The sequence below is a fragment of the Klebsiella sp. P1954 genome (genome assembly GCF_018199955.1).
Taxonomy (GTDB): domain Bacteria; phylum Pseudomonadota; class Gammaproteobacteria; order Enterobacterales; family Enterobacteriaceae; genus Klebsiella; species Klebsiella pneumoniae.
Window position 1 is genome coordinate 4095742 of record NZ_CP073373.1, and the last position, 20076, is coordinate 4115817.

At 59.0% G+C, this 20076-nt stretch carries 18 protein-coding genes; 6 read left to right on the forward strand and 12 right to left on the reverse strand.

The window, feature by feature from the left end:
* Window positions 1-70: 70 nt before the first annotated feature.
* Window positions 71-2434 carry a TonB-dependent receptor domain-containing protein gene (locus tag KB890_RS19735; RefSeq protein WP_017879808.1) on the reverse strand — a complete coding sequence of 788 codons (2364 nt, stop codon included), beginning with the start codon at window positions 2432-2434 and terminating at the stop codon, window positions 71-73.
* A gap of 215 nt (window positions 2435-2649) precedes the next feature.
* On the opposite strand from KB890_RS19735, the gene KB890_RS19740 reads away from it, so the two are divergent.
* Window positions 2650-2943, forward strand: coding sequence for an Rdx family protein (locus KB890_RS19740; protein WP_002915045.1), 294 nt, complete (start codon window positions 2650-2652; stop codon window positions 2941-2943).
* 39 nt (window positions 2944-2982) lie between these two features.
* On the opposite strand, the gene KB890_RS19745 is transcribed toward KB890_RS19740, so the two are convergent.
* On the reverse strand, window positions 2983-4692 hold the full coding sequence (locus KB890_RS19745) for a thiamine pyrophosphate-requiring protein (protein ID WP_004181065.1): 1710 nt from the start codon (window positions 4690-4692) through the stop codon (window positions 2983-2985).
* A 35-nt stretch (window positions 4693-4727) separates the two neighbouring features.
* Window positions 4728-5669, reverse strand: a complete 942-nt coding sequence (locus tag KB890_RS19750) for an AEC family transporter (protein ID WP_002915041.1) — start codon at window positions 5667-5669, stop codon at window positions 4728-4730.
* A 184-nt stretch (window positions 5670-5853) separates the two neighbouring features.
* Between KB890_RS19750 and KB890_RS19755 the strand changes: the two genes are divergently transcribed.
* Window positions 5854-6741: a LysR family transcriptional regulator gene (locus tag KB890_RS19755; protein WP_004181063.1), complete on the forward strand. Its 888-nt coding sequence runs from the start codon at window positions 5854-5856 to the stop codon at window positions 6739-6741.
* 66 nt (window positions 6742-6807) lie between these two features.
* Window positions 6808-7149 carry a nitrous oxide-stimulated promoter family protein gene (locus KB890_RS19760; RefSeq protein WP_004193741.1) on the forward strand — a complete coding sequence of 114 codons (342 nt, stop codon included), beginning with the start codon at window positions 6808-6810 and terminating at the stop codon, window positions 7147-7149.
* A 66-nt stretch (window positions 7150-7215) separates the two neighbouring features.
* Here KB890_RS19760 and KB890_RS19765 read toward each other — a convergent pair whose 3' ends face one another.
* From KB890_RS19765 to KB890_RS19805, 9 genes are all read right to left on the reverse strand, one after another.
* Window positions 7216-8070: a metal ABC transporter permease gene (locus KB890_RS19765; RefSeq protein WP_004181059.1), complete on the reverse strand. Its 855-nt coding sequence runs from the start codon at window positions 8068-8070 to the stop codon at window positions 7216-7218.
* Window positions 8064-8912: an iron/manganese ABC transporter permease subunit SitC gene (gene sitC, locus KB890_RS19770; protein WP_004193683.1), complete on the reverse strand. Its 849-nt coding sequence runs from the start codon at window positions 8910-8912 to the stop codon at window positions 8064-8066. Before sitC ends, KB890_RS19765 begins: the two co-directional genes overlap by 7 nt.
* Entirely contained in the window at window positions 8909-9730 is an 822-nt protein-coding gene (locus KB890_RS19775) for a manganese/iron ABC transporter ATP-binding protein (RefSeq protein WP_004181057.1), read from the reverse strand. Before KB890_RS19775 ends, sitC begins: the two co-directional genes overlap by 4 nt.
* On the reverse strand, window positions 9727-10644 hold the full coding sequence (locus KB890_RS19780) for a metal ABC transporter substrate-binding protein (RefSeq protein WP_002915032.1): 918 nt from the start codon (window positions 10642-10644) through the stop codon (window positions 9727-9729). Before KB890_RS19780 ends, KB890_RS19775 begins: the two co-directional genes overlap by 4 nt.
* A 178-nt stretch (window positions 10645-10822) precedes the next feature.
* Window positions 10823-11785, reverse strand: coding sequence for a LacI family DNA-binding transcriptional regulator (locus tag KB890_RS19785; RefSeq protein WP_004181055.1), 963 nt, complete (start codon window positions 11783-11785; stop codon window positions 10823-10825).
* A gap of 56 nt (window positions 11786-11841) precedes the next feature.
* Window positions 11842-12756: an ROK family protein gene (locus tag KB890_RS19790; protein ID WP_004149504.1), complete on the reverse strand. Its 915-nt coding sequence runs from the start codon at window positions 12754-12756 to the stop codon at window positions 11842-11844.
* A 50-nt stretch (window positions 12757-12806) separates the two neighbouring features.
* Window positions 12807-13121, reverse strand: coding sequence for a PTS lactose/cellobiose transporter subunit IIA (locus tag KB890_RS19795; protein WP_002914983.1), 315 nt, complete (start codon window positions 13119-13121; stop codon window positions 12807-12809).
* 23 nt (window positions 13122-13144) lie between these two features.
* Entirely contained in the window at window positions 13145-14467 is a 1323-nt protein-coding gene (locus tag KB890_RS19800) for a PTS cellobiose transporter subunit IIC (protein WP_004145789.1), read from the reverse strand.
* Between the two features lie 9 nt (window positions 14468-14476).
* Window positions 14477-14791, reverse strand: a complete 315-nt coding sequence (locus KB890_RS19805; RefSeq protein WP_002914979.1) for a PTS sugar transporter subunit IIB — start codon at window positions 14789-14791, stop codon at window positions 14477-14479.
* Window positions 14792-14968: 177 nt separating this feature from the next.
* Between KB890_RS19805 and KB890_RS19810 the strand changes: the two genes are divergently transcribed.
* The 3 genes from KB890_RS19810 to KB890_RS19820 all read left to right on the forward strand — a co-directional run bounded on the left by KB890_RS19810 (window position 14969) and on the right by KB890_RS19820 (window position 20045).
* A complete protein-coding gene (locus tag KB890_RS19810) occupies window positions 14969-16240 on the forward strand; it encodes a PTS sugar transporter subunit IIC (RefSeq protein ID WP_004151052.1) in 1272 nt (423 codons plus the stop codon).
* A 262-nt stretch (window positions 16241-16502) separates the two neighbouring features.
* A complete protein-coding gene (locus KB890_RS19815) occupies window positions 16503-17840 on the forward strand; it encodes a maltoporin (protein WP_002914972.1) in 1338 nt (445 codons plus the stop codon).
* A 12-nt stretch (window positions 17841-17852) separates the two neighbouring features.
* Window positions 17853-20045, forward strand: coding sequence for a CBM35 domain-containing protein (locus tag KB890_RS19820; protein WP_020324560.1), 2193 nt, complete (start codon window positions 17853-17855; stop codon window positions 20043-20045).
* The last annotated feature ends 31 nt before the right edge of the window (window positions 20046-20076 follow it).

The window sequence follows — 20076 nt, forward strand, 5'->3', positions numbered from 1 at the left end:
ATCATATCCTTCTCGACGATGAATATCCCCGGCCGGCGGGCCGGGGGCAGGTGCGTTATTATTCGGGCAATCAGAAGTCGACGTTGACGCCCAGCTGCCAGGTCCGGCCCGGCATCACCGCCAGCGCTTTATCGTTGGCGTCCTGGTTGGTGCCGGTCTCGATATTGCGGCTGCTCAGGTAATCCCAGTATTTACGATCGGTGAGGTTGTAGACCCCGCCATTGAGGCGCACGTTTTTCGCCACCTGCCAGTACGCGGTCCAGTCCAGCATGCCGTAGCCCGGCACGCGCATATAGTCGCTGCTGGCATCGGTGATGGCGGATCCGCTGTTGCTGTAGCTTTCGCGGTTGGTGGCGGTCGCCTGTTTCCCTTTGACAAAGGTCGCCGTCAGGGCGGTGCCGTAGCGTTTCGCCGGATCGTCCCACGCCACGCCGACGATGGCTTTCATTGGCGCCACGCTGTCGAGGTCGACGTATTTATCGCCGCTGTAGCTGGATTTCGATTTCCCTTCGCTATAGCCGAGGGCGAGGGTGGCGCTCAGGCCGTCCACCTGCTCAAACCAGGTGCCAAAGTTAAATTTGGTGCTAATCTCACCGCCGTAGATATAGGCTTTATCGCGGTTTTCCGCCTGATAAATGGTGTAGATGTTCGACGGCACATTCGTGAACTGGCCCGGATTGTTGGCGCGGGTATAGCGGGTATAGGCGATAAAGTTCTTATAGCTGTTGTAGAACAGCGCCGTGCGCAGGGTGATGCCTTCGGTAACTTCCCCTTTCAGCCCCCACTCGAGATTATCGCTGGTTTCCGTCTTCAGATCGGTATTGCCGATCAGGGCATACTGCTGGCTGCCGGCGTAGCTGGAGCCGAGGTTCCAGGAGCCATACAGCTGGCTGGCGTTGGGGAACTGCGCCCCGCGCTGGTACTGCAGGTAGGTCATCAGGCGCGGGGTGAGGTCGTACTGGAAGGTCAACGACGGCAGAACCTGGGTATCGCTGTTTTTGCCGTACAGATTCGCCACCGACGATTCGCTCAGCACGCTGCTGTTGGCGGCGAGATCGGACAGATTTTCCGGCTTAGTCGATTGATGCACCACGCGCACGCCGGGAATAACGGCGAAGTTGTGGCTGTCGAGATCGAAGTTGATCTTATCCTGGACAAAGCCGCCGAGGGTGTAGCTGCGGCTGTCTGCCTCCGGCTGCATGATCTCGCTGTAAACGCTGGGGATCGGCGACTGGCTGAACGGCCGCTGGGTTTTGCTGGTGCTGGCGTTGAAACCGGCGCTCAGATCGTGGCGGCCCAGGGTTTTCGCCAGCGCGGTCTGCAGGCCCCAGGTGTCGGTATCGTAGTTAGAGTTCACCGTCTGCATTCTGCGGGTGACGCTGTCCGGCATATAAGTCCAGTCATGGGCTTCGGTATGCTGGTAGTAGATTTTTGTGGAGACGCTGTCGAGGTAGTCGTTCATCGGCGTCCAGTCATCCTTCAGGCTCAGGCCCCAGCGCCGGGTCTGGCTGGTCTGGTTGGCGGTGCCGATGGTGCTGTTGCCGCTGGAGTCCCAGGTATCGTAGTGGGTGTGGTTGGTTTTATGGTAATAGTCGAAGGTGCTGGTCAGCTTGTGCTCATCGTTAGGCTGCCAGATCCCGGAGGCCAGAAAAGCATCGGAGTGCCAGTTCGCCGGGTAGGCGTCGACGGTGCCGCTGTTGTTTTCGGTTTCCTGGCCGTCACGGCGGCTATAGACCAAAATCCCGCGCAGGAACTCATCGCCGCCGGCGACGGTCACCCCGTTGTGCCAGCTGCGATCCGCAGAGTCGTAACCGCTGCGGTAGCCGAAGGCGCTGGTCTTGCCCGGACGCAGGTAATCATCCGCTGATTTCGGGCGGAAGGAGACATTCCCCCCGATAGCGCTGTTGGCCGTTTCCGTCGAGGTGGCGCCGGACTGGATATCCACGCTGCCGTACATATACGGGTCGATATAATCGCGGCCGATGCCGAAGGTGTTGAGCCCGGCGCGGCCGACGTAGCCGCGGCCGGTGGCGTTGGGTTGCGCGATACCGTCCACGTCGATGCCGACGCGGTTGCTCTCCATACCGCGAATGTTGTAGCCGGTGTAACCTCCGCGGTCGAAGCCGCTTTTGCCGTTGCCGGAGCCGCCGCTGGCCCCGGTGGCGCTGATGAGCGGCTCATAGCGCATGATCGAGCCAAAATCGTTAGCGCCTTTATCCTCCAGCTCCCGGGCGCTGATGCTGTGTTCGCTACCGGCTTTCTGCACCGGCGCGGGGGCGGTGACGGTCATTTGTTCCGAGGTGTCATCCACCGCCTCGCCGCTAACGGCGGAAGTGTCTGCTGCGATGGCAGAAGTCTGATAAATTGCTGCAAACAAAGAGGTCACCAGCAGGCGTTTTTTACACCATGCTGCTGACGGAGTCGATTTGTACATAGTCGCCACGCCTTGATCGTTATTAGTATCGGCTCACGCGTTACTTCCAGAGATGCAGGTTGCTCCGTCTTTTCCGTTGCGGATGGGGTCTCACTCCATTTGTTGATTGCGAATGGTAATGATAGGTATTATCGTTTGCAACAAAATAATCATGTGTTCTTCATTTAAACTGCACTTTGTTTACAATTTGCCCTTTCAGACTTAGCGAGACGACGATGAACTCAAAAGCGGCCATCACCATCACCTACTGTTCCCAGTGCAACTGGATGCTGCGCGCCAGCTGGATGGCGCAGGAGCTGTTACATACCTTCAGCACCGACATCGCCTCGGTGACGCTGGTGCCGGGGACCGGCGGGATCTTCACGATCGATGTCGACGGTCAGCAGATCTGGGAGCGCAAGCAGGATGGCGGTTTTCCGGATGCGGCCGAGCTGAAACGCCGGGTGCGCGATGTCTGCTTCCCAGAGAAGCCGCTGGGCCATGTGGATAAAGGTGACCAGAAGGGGTGACAACCCCCTCCGGACGACAAGCGCCCGGAGGAGAAGCCGTTAGCGGGCTAACTGCACGTCAACCAGCACGCTCTGTCGGCGGGTGCGTATGAGGGATACCGCTTCTTCCAGCACGCCGGGGAGATCTTCGGCCCGGGAAACCGACAGGGCCGCCGCGCGGCTGGAGGCGGCGATCGCGGCGAAATCCGGCGAGGTGGTAAAGGCGGTGGCCGGAATGGTTTCCGCGCGGGCCGCGTAGCCGTCCGGGTAGAGCGCTTTGGTGCCGCCCGCGACCGCGCCCCATCCGCCGTTATTTCCGACCACGACGAGGACAGGCAGCTTCATTACCTCCGCAATATGGTGGCAGACCGCAGGGTTGGCGAACAGGTACGACCCGTCGCCGACGGCGGCAATAATCAGCTCTTCCCGGCGCGCAAGCTGCAGCCCCAGCGCGATGGGCAGGGCTTCGCCCAGGCCGCCGGCCAGCGCTTCCTGGTAATAGCTCTCGGCATGGGTCAGTCCGGCAAACTGCGGCAGCGTGGTCAGTTCAGAAACGATCCGGCCGCGGTGTTGATTAGCCAGATGGCCGAGGCAGTAGCTGAGCCAGGGTTTGGTAATGGCCCCGGTCTGGCTGGCATGGAGAAGCGCGTCGCGCTGGTTTTTCTGTTGCTGGATGCGGTTCTGCGTATATGCCGCCCGCTCCGCCACATGCTGCTGGCGGGCGGCCTGCAGCGGGCGCAGCGCCTCTTCCAGCAGGCTGAAGACTTCATCGGTCTCGCCCGCCAGGTTGATGTCCGCGCGATAGCCGCGCACCGGGTAGCGGGAGAAGAGCGGATCGGGGCCCATCTGGATCACGGTGCAGTCCTGGCGACAGTCGCCCTCGGCGATCATCCATGGCGCCTGCGAGTCGACCACCAGAATTACATCGGCGTCAGCGAGCCAGACGCTGGGATCAGCCCCGGCGAGCAGGGGATTATCGGCGCTTAGGGTAACCTCGGTGCCCCAGTATTCCACCAGAGGGATCGCCCATTCGCGCACCAGACTATCGAGGCGCGCAAAGCCTTCCGCCGTTCGGGCGCCGCGCTGGGCGAAGATGACCGGGTGTCTGGCGCAGGCGATTGCCTCGGCTGCACGGGCGATATCTTCCCGGACTGGCGCATAGCGGACCGGCTGCTGCGAAGGGCCAGCCTGCAGCGCGGCCTCATCGACGGCAAAGGTTTCGCACAGTGGCTCACGCGGTAAGCTCAGGTAGACCGGCCCTTTCGGCAGGGAGCTGGCGATCGCCCAGGCCCGGTCAACATGCTCGCCGATCTGATCGGCCAGCCGCAGTTCAAAATCCCACTTTACGGATTCACGGATCAGCGCCGCCTGGTCGCGCATCTCCTGGCCGTAGCCAATCGGCGTATTACGGCAGCCGAAGTGGGAATGTTCGCTTATCGGCGTGCGGCCGCCAAAAATCAGCACCGGAATATTGCTGTTCGCCAGATTGATGACGCCGCAGGCGGCGTTGGCTAGCCCGACGTTGGTGTGAACCATCACCGCCTGCACCTTGCCGGTGCCGAGGTAATAGCCATGGGCCATGCCGATGGCGGCGTTTTCATGCGGGCAGATCACTAACTCCGGTACCTTTTGCCCGGTCGCCCGGGCCTTTGCCCAGGCTTCAATGACTGGAGGATAATCGGTGCCCGAGTTGATAAAAATATACGCCACGTCCAGCGCCTGTAGCCGATGCAGTAACAGTTCAGCAGCCGATAATGTGATAGAGGCCATATTCTCTCCGTATTCACGCGGTGTAATCGCGGTAATTAAAAGGTTAAGAAAATAAATCCGCCCATCGTAATGATGGAGGCAATAATACTCAGCGCCATCGTCGAGGCCATTTCCTGCTCGCCGGTTTTATACTGCATAGCAATAATTATCGCGATGGAGCCTACCGGGATAGCCATCGTCAATACGACTTCCTTTATTTGCTCCATGCTGAAGCCCATTTTTAATAAAATGAGATAGCAGGCGCCGGGGACCAGAATATTGCGGGCGATAACGGTGATAATGGTAGCGGTGGTGATAACAATGCTGCGCGTATAGAGCACGATCCCGGCGGCAAACAGCGCCAGCCCGCCAGAGGCTTTGCCCAGCAGACCCAGCGACATCGAGATAGTCTGCGGAATATGGATATCCGCCAGCACGATGATCAGGGCGATCACCGGCGACCAGACCACGGGTTGTTTAATGGCGTTCACCACCCGTGCGCCAAAGGAAATATGCTGGCTCTTATCGCCGGTGGCGACCGACATCAGTATCATCACCAGCGGCAGCTGGAAGACGTTTTGCGTGATGCTGGACACGGTGATCAGCGACGCGCTGACGGTGCCAAATAAAAAGGCCAGCACCGAGGTGCCGATAAACGGGACTGCCGGCGAGCCGATGGCCAGCGCCTGCAGCGTACTGAGGGCGAGGTCGCGTCGAAACAGATAGCGGGCGACCAGTAAGGGAATGACGAAGCTGAGAATCAGCGCCAGGATGATAGCCACGGCGACCGGGCCCATGGTCATGACGATGTGTCGCGGCGTCATCACCATATTGCTGAAAATACTTAGCGGCAATGCGTAGAGCATCACAATTTTATTGATGTCTCCTGCCTGCTGCCAGTTAAAGTCTTTTCGTTTACCGCTAATATAGCCGATGATGACGGTAATGATGACCGGTAATATAGCGCCTGAAATTAATAGAATATTGTTCTGTGTCATGGTGATATATTCTCATTATAAATTATCTTCGGTTCAAAAATGTGTTTTGCCGTGGGTGGTGAGATAAATAAATCCTTTTGAAGTATGCGTTCCGGTGATTTTTGAGCGTATTGATAGCGATATTTATTCGCTAAAAAAGGGCGCAGGGGAAATGCAAAAACCGTTTATTCAATGAGTAAATATCATGCCAATGAAATTTAAGCAGATTCAGGCATTTATTACCGTCGCCCGCGAAGGCAATATGACCCTGGCCGCAGAGAAAATGGGGATCACCCAGTCGGGACTGAGCCGACTGCTATTGAGCCTGGAAGCGGACCTGAGCGCATCCTTATTCGAACGACATAAGCACGGCATGGCGTTGAGCGAATATGGCAGCGCCTTTTTACCCTACGCGCTGACGATGCTGAATACCGAACAAAAGGCGCGCGAGGAAATTGAGCTCATCCGTGGCGCCGGGAAAGGCATTCTGCGGATTGGCTGCGTTTCCAGTCTGCTGACCAGCCATTTCATCGATAAGCTGGCGGCTTTCCATCAGCACCATCCCCAGATCCATCTGCGGATCGTCGACCGCATTGACTCCGAGCTGTATAAGCTGTTGCTGATGCACGACATCGATATCGCCCTCTGCGGTCCCTTACCGCATGATGAGAAAATCGTGGTGCGGGGCAAAATTAACTGGCAGGACCGGATCTGCATCGTCGCCAGGCAGCATCACCCGCTGCATCAGGCGGCGGACGTCACCCTGGAGGCGATGCTGGACTATCCGTGGATCATGCCGCCGCCGTCTAGTACGCCAATGAACATCCTGGCGGATATCTTTCGCGCCCGGCAGTTGCCCTGTCCGCAACCGGTTATTGAGTGCGCCTCATCCTCGGCCATTAAGGCCTTTCTGTGCGAGAGCGATCTGTTAACGTCGATGCCGGCCCCGGTTTACCGACACGAAGAAGCGCTTGGCCTGCTGCGCCCGTTTGAGCTCGAGGGCAGCGTTTTTATCCGGGATTTCTATGCCTACAGCCATTTCGGGGTTCTGTCCGGGGCAGCCCTGCAGTTGATTCAGCATCTGAAGCAGTGAGTCTGGTCGGGTATGGATATTAAGGTGTATGATAAATGCATCTTAAAAAAGACGAAAGGCAGGGAGATGGGGAAGCGTATCGAACGGGAAAAAATGACGATTCAGCGGATGATTGCCCTCTACCAGCGGCGTAGTCCCGAGGCGCAGGCCGATGATGCGCACTATCAGGCGCTGAACGCCTACGCTGACAAGCGCCTTGATAAGTGCGTGTTTGGCGAGAACAAACCGGCCTGCAAGCAGTGTCCGGTGCATTGCTACCAGCCGGCGAAGCGCGAGGAGATGAAGCAGATTATGCGCTGGGCCGGGCCGCGGATGCTCTGGCGCCACCCGATCCTCACTGTTCGCCATCTGCTGGACGACAGGCGCCCGGTGCCGCCGCTGCCGGAAAAATATCGACCGAAAAAGTAGCGGCTTTCCCTGGTCAGCGCTGCGCAGCCGGGCGACAAGTCGTGCTCTTGTAGCCCCGGCAAGGCGTTAGCCGCCACCGGGGATAATTGCTGAAGTTTTCTGTTTCTGACTATCGCGGATCGTGCTTGCGACAAAGGCGACCACAAACAGCGCGGTAAACAGCACCACGATAGTCGGCGCTGGCGCGCTGTCGAGATAAAACGCCAGCCACACCCCTCCCGCCGAGCAGCCGATGGCCACCGCTACCGCCAGCAGCAGGGCGTGGATAAAGCGTCTCACCAGCAGAAGCGCGATCGCCCCGGGGGCAATCAGCAGCGAAATCGACAGAATAATCCCCACCGACTGCAGCGTCGCGACGATGGTCAGGGCGATCATGCACAGCAGGCCGTAGTGCAGCAGTCCGCCGCGCAGGCCGCTGGCTTTAGCCTGCGTTGGATCGAAGGCGTGCAGCAAAAAATCCCGCCATTTGAGACCGATAATCAACGCAATCACCAGTGCGATCGCCGTCGTTTGCCCAATATCGCTGAGGGAGATCCCCAGCATATCGCCGAACAGGATATGGTCGAGATGAACATCGGACTGGATCGCTACGTACAGCACCAGTCCGGCGCCAAACATGCCGGAGAAGACAATCCCCATGATGGTATCGCGCTTGAGTCGGCTGTTATCGTCGAGAAAACCGGTCGTCACGGCGCACAGCAGACCGGCGATAAACGCGCCGATGGCGAAGGGGATGCCGATAATGTAGGCCAGCACCACGCCCGGAAAGACCGCGTGGCTCATGGCGTCGCCCATCAGCGCCCAGCCTTTGAGCACCAGAAACACCGACAGCAGCGCGCAGGGAATGGCGACGACGATCGATATCGCTATCGCATTGACCATAAAAGGAAACTGGAACGGGGCCAGGAACAGGTTCAGCATGCGGCCTCCCTGGCGCGGCGGCGGCTGGCCAGCAGGCCGTGCTTCGGCGCGAAGATAAAGGTGATGAGGAACAGCAGCGTTTGCGCGACCACGATAATGCCGCCGGTGGCGCCGTCGAGATAGTAGCTGAGCCAGGCGCCGAAGAAACTGGTCAGGCTGCCGATAGACACGGCGATAGCCAGCAGGCGCGGGAAGCGATCGGTTAACAACCACGCGGTAGCCCCGGGAGTGACCACCACGCAGATGACCAGAAAGGCGCCGACGGTCTGCAGCGCCGCCACGGTGCAGGCGGCCAGCAGGGTAAAGAACAGCAGCTTCAGGCCGCGGGTGTTCAGGCCAATCGAGCGGGCATGGTGTTCATCAAAGAAGGTCACCATCAGGTCTTTCCATTTCAGCAGCAGAATCGCCATTGAGATAAAGCCGATCGCCGCCAGCTGGATAATATCCTCCGGGGCGATGGCCAGAATATTGCCGAGGATGATGGTCTGGATATTCACCGACGTCGGATTCAGCGACACCATAAACAGCCCGATCCCGAAGAAGGAGGAGAAGATCAGCCCGATAATAGCATCTTCTTTTAGCCGCGACCGCTGTTGCAAAAACAGCATGCTGCCTGCCGCCAGACCGCCGGAGAGAAATGCGCCGAGCGCGAAGGGCAGGCCGAGCATATAGGCCCCGGCGACGCCGGGTACAATCGAGTGGGAGAGGGCGTCGCCAATCAGCGACCAGCCTTTGAGCATCAGGTAGCAGGAGAGAAAGGCGCAGACGCCGCCCACCAGCGCCGACACCCACATCGCATTGAGCATATAGTGATAGCCAAACGGCTCCAGCAGCCAGCTCATCGTGGGCCTCCCGCCGCGCGCCGGCTGATAAACGGCCGCTCGTCATCGGTGATAACCTGCGCTTCCCCGCCTGTGAGCGCGACGTGGCGCAGCACGCCGCTGAAAGCCCGCTCCAGATTCTCGGCAGTGAAGGTGGTTTCTGTCGGGCCGCTGGCCAGCACGGTGCCTTTCACCATCACCGTATAATCACAAAATTCGCTCACTGACCCGAGGTTGTGGGTGGAGACCAGCATGGTACAGCCCTCATCGCGGAGCTCGCGCAGCAGGCTGATGATCCGCGCTTCGGTCTGCACATCGACGCCGGTGAAAGGTTCATCCAGCAGGATCACCTGACCCTGCTGAGCGATGGCGCGGGCAAGAAAGACGCGCTTTTTCTGCCCGCCGGAGAGCTCGCCAATCTGCCGATGGCGGAACTCGCTCATGCCCACGCGGGCCAGCGCGGCATCGACAATCTCGCGATCGCGCGGCTTTGCCCGCCGCAGCCAGCCCATATGGCCGTAGCGGCCCATCATCACCACATCCTCCACCAGCACCGGGAAGGACCAGTCCACCTCTTCCGACTGCGGGACATAGGCGACCAGGTTCTGGCGCAGTGCGCGGTTGACCGGCTGGCCGAGTATGGCGATCTCGCCGTGACCAACGCGCACAAAGCCCATCAGCGCTTTAAACAGCGTGGATTTACCCGAGCCGTTAACCCCCACCAGCGCGGCAATGGAGCCGCGCGGCACGCTGAACGAGGCGTCGCGCAGGGCAGTGTGGCCGTTGCGCCAGGTGACGGTGAGCTGGTCGACATACAGTCCCGCTTGCGCTGCATTCATGGCTGCTTCCTCATCCCGTCCTGGATACCGTTGACGATGGTTTCGGTGGTGACGCGCAGCAGGTCGAGCCAGGTCGGCACCGGGCCGTCGGCGGCGCTCAGCGAATCGACATACAGCACGCCGCCGTAGTGGGCCCCGGCTTCCCGCGCCACCTGACGCGCCGGTTTATCGGAGATGGTGCTTTCGCTGAAGATGGTCGGGATGCGTTCTTTCTTCATGGTGTCGATAACCTTGCGCACCTGTTGCGGGGTGCCCTGCTGGTCGGCATTGATCGGCCACAGATACAGTTCGCGCAGGCCATAGTCGCGGGCCAGATAGGAGAAGGCTCCCTCGCTGGTGACCAGCCAGCGCTTATCCGCCGGCAGCTGCGCCAGTCTGGCCTGCAGCGGCGCCATCGTCTGACGGATCTTCTCTTTGTAGGCCTCGGCGTTACGGCGATAGGTGTCGGCGTGAGGCGGATCGTACTTCACCAGCGCATCGCGAATGTTATCGACATAGATCAGGGCGTTATCTGCCGACATCCAGGCATGGGGATTGGGCTTCCCGCTATAGGGGCCCGCGCTGATGCCCATCGGCTGGATCCCCTCGCTGACCACCACCTCCGGAACGCCCTGTAAGTGCTGATAAAAACGGGCAAACCACCGTTCGAGATTAAGCCCATTGCTGAGGATCAGCTGCGCCCCCTGCGCGCGTTTGATATCGCCGGGCGTGGGCTGGTAATCATGGATCTCCGCGCCCGGTTTGGTGATGGAGCTGACGACGGCGGCGTCGCCGGCTACGTTCTGCGCCATATCGGCGATAACCGTGAAGGTGGTGATAACCCTGAATTTCTCCTGCGCCGAGGCCGGCGTCGCGGCCAGCAGAGCCAGCGCGCTGGCCAGCAGCAATGATTTCAGCGGTGTCAGGTGTAGCATAGGATCCCTCGCAATGGTGTGGTTAATTTCCCAGCGTTTATAGCCATTGCTATGTTATATAGCACAAGCTATTTATAAATGAAAATAATTCTTATTTGCATGAGTGGGTAATAATGAGCCGGGAAACGAAAGCGCGAAAAGGGGAGGTAAGTCTGGCCCGGCGCCAACCGGGCGAAGATCAAGAAATATCGGCGACCGACTGGCGCGGGATCAGGCGGCCAGCCAGCGAGCGGCCCTCGGTAGCGAAGGTTGGCCGGTCGTCAATCAGGCTGCGAATACGCTGAATACAGTTATCCAGCAGCGCCTCCAGTGGCCAGGAGATGCAGGTCAGCGGCGGGTAGAGCAGCGAGGCGAGCGGGGAATCCTCAAGGCTCAGCAGGGAGACCTCCTGCGGGACGGCGATGGTGAATTCGCGCAGCAGACGCATCGCCTCAGCCGCGTAGCGGTCGCGTTTAACGATAATGACTGAGTATTTACTGAAGCTGTTAATTAAGGTCAGCAGCGCCTGCTCGACGTCATCGTTGGCCGTCAGCACCAGCTGACGGTTAAAAGGAATGGAGTAGTTCTGCAGGACGTTGCGGTAGCCTTCCAGCATCTGACGGCTGGCATCGTCGCTATCGCTGTCCACCAGCAGGGCGATGTTGCGGTGTCCCTTGCCAATCACATAGCGGCAGGCGCTTTCGGTGGCAAAGGCGAAGTCATAGCCCTGGCTGTTGCTCCCGGCGACGCCGAAGCGGTCAAAGGCGATAACGTTGCGCGGCGCGTCGGCGGCAACGGCGCCCAGCACCACCACCGCCACGCACTGGCGCTGCAGATCGTCGATTACCGCCGCCTGCTCTACCGGGTCGCTGACGTACTGGACCAGCAGGCTTTTATTCAGCCCTTTCAGCGCCTGAGAGAGCAGCGGCAGCAGACGTGCGCCGTGGCTTTCGTCCTGCGCGGAAATCACCAGACCAACGTGGCTGGATGTCTGACTGGCGAGGTTTTGCGCGGCAAAGCTCGGGCGATAGTTGAGTTCTTCAACGGCCCGCAGCACAGCTTCCCGGCTCTCTTCGCGCACGCCCCGGGTGCCGGTCAGCACGCGGGATACCGTCGCTCTTGAGACATTCGCTAATCTTGAAACATCATCAATCGTTGGCATGGCTTTTTCTGTCTGAACATTTTCGCCTAGCTTAACATACCTGCTGAAAAAAGTGTCTACCGCTGCCCTTGCGCGGCGCCGGGAAGCCGGGGCAGCCAGGCCGCGCCGCGCACGCCGCTGGCGTCGCCGAAACGGGCCGGTTTGATCTGCGTGCGGCAGGTGTCGGAGAAGATCCACGGCACGATGGCGGCAGGCAGATCGCGATAGATCTGGCTGACGTTGGACAGACCGCCGCCCAGCACAATCACCTGCGGGTCGAGAATATTGATCACCGACGCCAGGCTGCGGGCAAAGGCATCGATAAAGTGTCGCCAGTGGGCCAGCGCGCGCGGATCGCCGTTTTGCGCCGCGGCGACAATGGCTTCCGCACGGGCTTGTTCCCCATAGCGGCGGGCGAAGCCGGTGCCGGAGAGAAAGCTTTCGATGCAGTTCGTTTTGCCGCAGTAGCAGGGCTGCGGCGGGCCATCGCGCTCAGGAGTATAGCCCGGCAGCGGATTATGCCCCCACTCCCCGGCGATAGCGTTGGGGCCGCTGAGCAGCTGTTGATGAACGGCGATCCCGCCGCCGCAGCCGGTACCGATAATCACCCCGAAGACGGTGGTAGCTCCGGCGCCGGCGCCATCCACCGCCTCCGAAAGGGTGAAGCAGTCGGCATCGTTTGCCATCCACACCGGCTGGCCAAGCTGCTGCATGATATCCCGGCGCAGATCGTGACCGTTGAGCACCAGGCAGTTGCAGTTTTTAATGCGTCCGCTTTGCGGATCGATAGCCCCTGGCAGGCCGATCCCCAGGGTGAACGGCTGCGGGCTGACCGCGCGAATATCGGCAATCAGGGTCAGCAGCTGACGCATAAAGGCGTCATAGCTCTCTTTGTGGGTCGGCCGGCGCAGGCGCTGGACGCATTCGCCCGCCGGGTCCAGCAGTACGGCTTCCATTTTGGTGCCGCCAATATCTATTCCAAGATGTAACATAGTGACCTCGGGGAATCAGGCCCGGCCAGCGCGTCTGGCCGGGCAAGGCGCTAGGCGTGAAGCGGCTGCGCGCGGTAAATCGCAATCAGTTCGGCAATCAGCTCTTTCGCCAGAATGGATGTCATCAGGTGATCCTGAGCATGGACCATTACCAGCGTCATTTTGGTTTTTCCCTCGCCTTCGTCAGCTTCGATAAGCTGGGTCTGTACAAGGTGAGCTTCGCGGGAATAGTGCGCCGCTTCCTGCATTTTGGCGTCGGCGGTGGCGAAATCACCCGCTTTAGCGGCGTGCAGCGCTTCGTAGCACAGGCTACGTGACTGGCCGGCATTGATGATAATCCCCATCACCTGTTCTTCTAATTCCATGATTATCCTCTGAATCGTTAGCGTTAAGCGGTCTGCGCCGCGTTGTCAGCCTGGCCGACGGCGTTTTCACGCTCCTGGGCCAGCAGCTGTTTTTCGTAAGCTTTGAGAAATGGCAGGTACATCACCATGGCGGTGGCCATACAAATGAGGCACAGGATCACCGGGCTAAAGCTCCAGTTCGCCGCCCACGAGGCGCCGATAGGCGCCGGCGTTGTCCATGGCGTCATCGACACTACGCGGCTGACCAGGTCCAGCTTCAGCGCGAAGTACGCCAGGGTCGCGTTCACCATCGGCACCAGCACGAACGGCAGGAAAAATAGCGGGTTCATGATGATTGGCGCGCCGAAGAGGATCGGTTCGTTGATGTTAAATACGCCCGGCACGACCCCCATCCGGCCGATCGTCCGCAGATGCACGGCCTTGCTGCGCAGCAGCATCAGCGCCAGCGGCAGGGTGGAGCCGACGCCGCCGATCAGCAGATAGTGATCCCAGAAGCCCTGGACATAGATGTGCGGGATAGCGGTGCCAGCGGCCATGGCCGCCTGATTGACCGACAGGTTGGCCATCCAGAACGGGTTCATGATCCCGGTGACGATCAGCGCGCCGTGGATCCCGGCGAACCACAGCACCTGACAGACCAGCACCGACAGCAGGATCGCCGGCAGCGTATCGGAAGCCGCGACCAGCGGCTTCACCAGCGACATGATCGCTTCCGGAATGATCATCCCCAGCTGGGCTTCGATAAACAGGTTCAGCGGATGCAGCGTCAGAATGATCGCCAGCACCGGGATCAGGATTTCAAACGAGCGCGCCACCCCGGCAGGCACTTCCGGCGGCAGGCGAATGGTGATGTTATGCCGTTTGAGGAAGGCGTACAGCTCGGTGGAATAGATGGCCACCAGAATGGCGGTAAAGATCCCCTGACCGGAGAAGTAGGCAGTAGAGATCTGGCCATCTTTCAGCGGCGCGGCTACCAGCAGAAACGACATCAGCGACAGCATCCCGGCGGTCAGCGAGTCCAGATGATGGTGTTTGGCGAGGCTGGCGGCGATCCCGACGGCGATAAACAGGGTCATCACCCCCATGCTGAAGTTGAACGGCAGCATCAGCGCATCGCGATGATCGAGCGAAAATTGCAGCCAGGCGCGGGCGAATCCCCACGTCGTATCCGGAGAAAACGGCGGGAAGATAAACACCAACAGGAACGAGCCGACGATCATAAAGGGCAGGGCAGTGATAAAGCCATCGCGGATCGAGGTGACATATTTTTGCTGGCCGATCGCGCCGGCCAGCGGCGTGATCTGCCGTTCGATCACGTCGATCAGTTTAGCGTACAGAGAGCTCATGATCTTTCCTTAGTTCTTGTTTTCGATAAGGGAAAGGGCGAAATCAAGGACCGCGGCGCCTTTTTGCATGCCGTAGTCCATCATATTGATGGGTTCGACGCGGATACCGTATTTATCCGCCTGTTTTTGCAGATCCTGCTGCATGTATTTCACCTGCGGCCCCAACAGCACCACCTGATAATGGCCAACCTGTTCGGCAAACTCCGCTACGCCATAGGCGTTGATCTCTACCGGCAGGCCCCGCTGTTCGGCTTCCGCAATCATTTTTTTCATCAGCAGGCTGGTGGACATGCCTGCCGAACAACACAACATAATTTTTTTCATAATTACCGCTCCTGATGAGGTTGGATGAGCGGACTATAGTCAAAATGGATGCATTACGGAAAGCGCTTTCCGTTTGTGGATTTATTAATTGTGACCATGATCACCTATGGCAGGCTTTCACTTTCCGGTGTTGTGGGCGATCATCCCGGCGAGACAACCATTCGCAAAGGTAGGAGTATGAACATTCAGTTAATGAATGTGGCCGTGGACATCATCGAGCAGCGGCTGGCGCCGCTGGCGAACGTTCTGACGCGCAACAACCACATTACGGCGATGCGCGATAGCTTTGCGCTGGCTATGCCCTTTGTGATTGTTGGCAGCCTGTTAGTTCCCATTTTGTTTCCGCCCGTTTCCATCGACGGCGCCTCGCGTTTCGGCCAGGTCTATTTGCTGCTGCGGCCTATCCTGCTGCCGACCTTTCAGCTAACTATTGGCCTGGTGGCGCTGATTGTCGCCTTCGGCGCCAGCGCCAGTCTCGCCAAGCAGTACCGTCTGCCGGAACGGCTCTGCGGTTTAACCGGGTGTCTGGCTTTTCTGCTGTTTATCGGCTTTCGCGAGACTGCGGTGAGCAATGTTTATCTCGGCGGTATGGGGATATTTACCGCCCTGATATCCAGCACCTATTCCATTGAGATAATTCGCTTTTTCTACAAAAAAGGCTGGTGCATTCGCTTGCCTGATGAAGTGCCGCTGATGACCCGCAATGGCTTTCAACTGCTGATCCCGCTGCTGGTGGTGATGCTGTCGATAAGCGTGATGAATGCCATACTGCTGCAGACCACCGGACGCATCGTACCGGAGTTGATCAGCGAAGCGGTGCGGCCGCTGGTGCTGGCGTCCGACACGCTGATGGCGGTACTTATCTCTTTATTTATCTGTAACTTACTCTGGTTTATCGGTATCCACGGCGCGCTGATCATCACCGGGATCATGAACCCCTTCTGGATGACCTATCTGTTTGAAAATCAGCAGGCGCTGGCGGCGGGTTCGCCAACGCTGCCGCATATTTATCTGCAGGGGTTCTGGGATTTTTACCTGCTGATCGGCGGTATTGGCTCCACTTTGCCTCTGGTGCTGATGGCGATGCGCAGCCGCTCGCGGCAGCTGAAAAGCGTGGCCAAGATTGGCCTGCTGCCGTCGCTGTTTAATATCAACGAGCCGATACTGTTTGGTTTTCCGGTGATCATGAACCCGGTTTTTTTACTGCCGTTTCTCTTTGTTCCCCTGATAAACGCCTGTATCGCATGGTATTTAACTCAGCTGGGTATCCTCGATCGCGCGGTGGCGATGCTGCCATGGTCGATGCCTTCCCCGCTGGGGGCGGCATGGTCGGCGAACGGCAGCTGGAAAAATTTGTGCATGAGCCTGTTCGCGATGTTTAACGCCTGGATGCTCTATCGCCCCTTCTTCAAAGTGTACGAACGTCAGCTCGCGGAAACCGAACGCTGATCCTCTCGCCGTCGGCGGCTTATCCCCCGGCGGCACCTGCTCATCTGCTCCTCCTTCCGCTCCACTGCCGGCGCCCGGCGGCATTCTTGTCATTTTATGTGATCAGTCTCACGAATATATTCGCCGCAGAGCTAATTTTGTGAACCAGATAGGCAATTATGGAAAGCGCTTTCCGTAAGTGGATGTACATTTCCGTTTTTGATCCGTAAATTTCCCCTCCGTTATCGGTTCGTGTTAACAAACATAACGTGGGAAAAAAATAATGATAAAGCTGAAACACTCAATACCTCTGGCTCTCCTCTCGCTGGCAGGGGCCAGCAGCCCGGCCTGCGCCGATCCGAAGTATGATTTTGCGCTGCATGGCTATATCCGCTCCGGGATCCTGGCGAACTCCGATGGCAACCGCGCGGACTCCGTCGGCTTGATGCCGGACGGTAAGTGGCGACTGGGCAACGAAGAAGACACCAAGATCGAACTGATCCCCACCGTGACGCTGACGGCGGACAGCGGCGTGGTGGCGAAAGTGCAGGCCAACCTCACTCACCAGTCGAAATGCACCTCCGACTGGAACTGTCAGGATGACGATGGCCATGACGTACAGTTTCGTGAAGGGTTCGCCGAGCTGAGCAATCTGGATTTTGCGCCGGAGATGACCTTCTGGGCCGGTAAGCGCTATAGCAGCTCCAACACCTCCAGCCATCAGTTCGACTGGGAGTACATTCAGTACAACGGCACCGGCGGCGGCTTCGACAACATGGATCTCGGCTTCGCCCGCTTCGACGCCGGGGTGTACGCCTTTTCACCCACCGATGAAACCAAAGCCTACCCGGTGGATAAGGGAGATCAGGGCTACCCGGATGACTATTCCCTCAACCTGTGGCTGAAAAAGATCGCGGGGACAGGCTTCGATCTGGAGCTGATCGGCCACCACATGAACCGTAACGAAAACCATCCGACTTCCGCCGAGAAGGGCTATGGCGTGACCGGTATTTATAACTTTGACGGCTTCTATGGTCTGACCGGAGGATACTCCCGCCTCGCATTGCAGTACGGGAAAGGGCTGGCGGCGGGTGACTCGCTGGGTAAAAACGGCTGGGGCTGGGCCAACCTGGAAAACACCCAGTCCTGGCGAGTGGTGCTGGATAGCGTGGCCTCGATGGGCGATCTGGAGATCTCGACCTTCGCTTTCTGGCAGAAAGATAAAAACTACCGCTGGTGGACGGAAGATGAAAATGGCTGGGGACGCTCGATGTGGGTCGCTGGTATCCGCCCTTATCATCAGATCACCCGCAACTTTGCCATGCAGTACGAGCTGGGCTACGAATACCTGGATGACAAAAACTACAAAGGGGTAAACGGCAAAGGCAAAGGCGGCCTGACCAAAGTCACCGTTGCGCCAACGCTGACCTTTGACTCCGGTTTCTGGGCGCGTCCGCAGCTGCGCTTCTTCGTCACCTACGCGAAGTGGGATAAAGGTGTCTCCGATGCATTAGACGGTAACTACAACTGGGATACCAATACCATCACCGCCGGCGGGTATTCCCGCAGTGGCTCTACCGACACCGTTAACTTCGGCGTACAGGCCGAGGTCTGGTTCTAAGGAGAGAGAACGATGAAGCCGATGAAAAACATGCTGCTGATGGGGCTGCTGTCCGCGCTGGCGTCCGGCGGGGCGCTGGCCGCCGAGCGCTCGCACTTTACGCACTTTATCACTCGCGACGGCGCCACTCTCAAGGACGGCGACAAGGTGTTTCGTTTCGCCGGGATCCACGCGCCGGAGCTACACCGCATTGAAGACGACGCCCGCGGCCCCTGCAGGGCAGATCCGCGCGGCTGGGGGCAATACTTTAAATGGCCAACGGCCCAGGAGCAGCAAAACTGGATCCAGGCGATGGTGCAAACCGGGGCGAAAGCCCAGCGCGTCTACGTGCTGTCGGTGCAGCAGGAATTTGATAAGGCCTGCGGGCGCGAGACCCATATTCTGGCGCCGGAAACGGCGGACGGCATGCCGCGGCTGAATGAGAAAGCCATGCGGGTGTATGACAACATGATTGCCGAAGCGGATAAACAGGGATTGCGTCTGATCCTGCCGTTTATCGACCACTGGTGGTGGTGGGGCGGGCGCGAGCAGCTGGCGGCGTTCTATCATGAAAAAGCGGAAGACTTTTATCGGACCGATAGCAAGACCTTCAAAGCCTATCTGGATGTGATCCGCCAGGTTATCACCCGGACAAATACCGTCACCGGCCGCGCCTATTATGATGAAAAGGCGATCATGGCCTGGGAAACCGGTAACGAGCTGGAGGATACCAACGCCGATTTCCTGCATCAGACCGCGGCGTGGATTAAAAAATGGGCCCCTCATCAGCTGGTGGTAGATGGCACCTATAAGAAAATCAATTCCTTTGCGCTGACCGACCCCAATGTGGATATCGTCAGCAATCACTATTACACCAATGCCGATAATAACCATCCCGGGCAGGTGACGCAGGATCTGCGCGCCGTCGGCGGGCAAAAAGTCTATCTCGTCGGCGAGTTTGGCCTGCTGCCGGCGGATCAACTGAACGCCATTATGCAGTCGATTGTTCACAGCGAGGTCAACGGGGCGCAAGCCGCCGGCGGGCTTATCTGGGGCTTCCGCGGCCATCGTCACGACGGCGGCTTCTACTGGCATAAGGAGTCGACCGGGCACTACAGCTACCACCTGCCGGGGTTTGCCAAAGAAGGCGAAGCGAACCAGGAGCAGGCGGTGGTCGATCTGGTGCGCACCGCCGCGGCGCAGATGGCCGGGCAGCAGACGATGGCACCGCTGCCGAAGCCGGACGCGCCTTTGCTGCGCGAAACCACCTCGCCCTTCGCGATCAACTGGATGGGCGCTGCGGTAGGACGCAGCTACGATGTCGAACGCGCCGCCTCACCGACCGGGCCGTGGACGGTGGTGGGCCGGGATATCTCCGATGGCGTTAACGAATGGAATCCGGAAACCATGGTTCTGTTCCGCGACGATTATCGTCAGCTTCAGCTCGGGCACACGTATTACTACCGGGTGACGGCGAAAAACGAGAGTGGTCGTTCGGCCCCTTCCAATGTGATTAGCGTGCAGCATAGCGAGGAGAATCAGCCACCGGTTGTCACGCTGGAACCGGCCCTAACCACCACGCAGGACCAGGGCGTCGAGCTTACGGCCAGCTGGCAGGACGATGGCCTGCCGTCGCGAGAGGTTAAGGTGGGCTGGCAGCACGCCGGCGATGGCCAGGTGCATTTCTGCCATGCCGGTCGGGCTCAAACCCGGGCCTGGTTTACGACGCCAGGTACCTATGCGCTGACGTTCACGGCGGACGATGGGCTGTTGAAAAGCAGCAAAACCGTGACCGTGACGGTGGGCGAGGCGGCGGGGAAAGCGCCAGCGGATTTCTGTCGTTATCACGGCGAAGTTTATGGCGTGGCTGAGGGGCGGCTGACGGTGATGAAGAGTGATAAAGACGCGCTGGCAGTTGGTGAGGACGGCTTCCTCGGCCCATTTGCCAACGAGGGGGATAAGGTCAGCTGGCAGGTGCAGGCGCCGTGGAGCGGTCAGTTCCTGCTCAATGTAACCTTCAACGGCAAATGGGGCGGTAAGCAGAACTCATTTGTCGTCAACGGGGGCGCTCCGCAGACCGTGGCCTTCCCGCAGACGGATGAGCAGGGCCAGCAGCTGCGGATACCGGTGACGCTTAAAGCCGGGAGCAATCAGATTGACTTCGGCCGCTTCGCCGGCGACTGGGGCTATATGTTCATTAAATCGATCGAAGTGGTCGCTGAGTAGTACGTTCAGGCTGCGCCAGACGGGCGCAGCC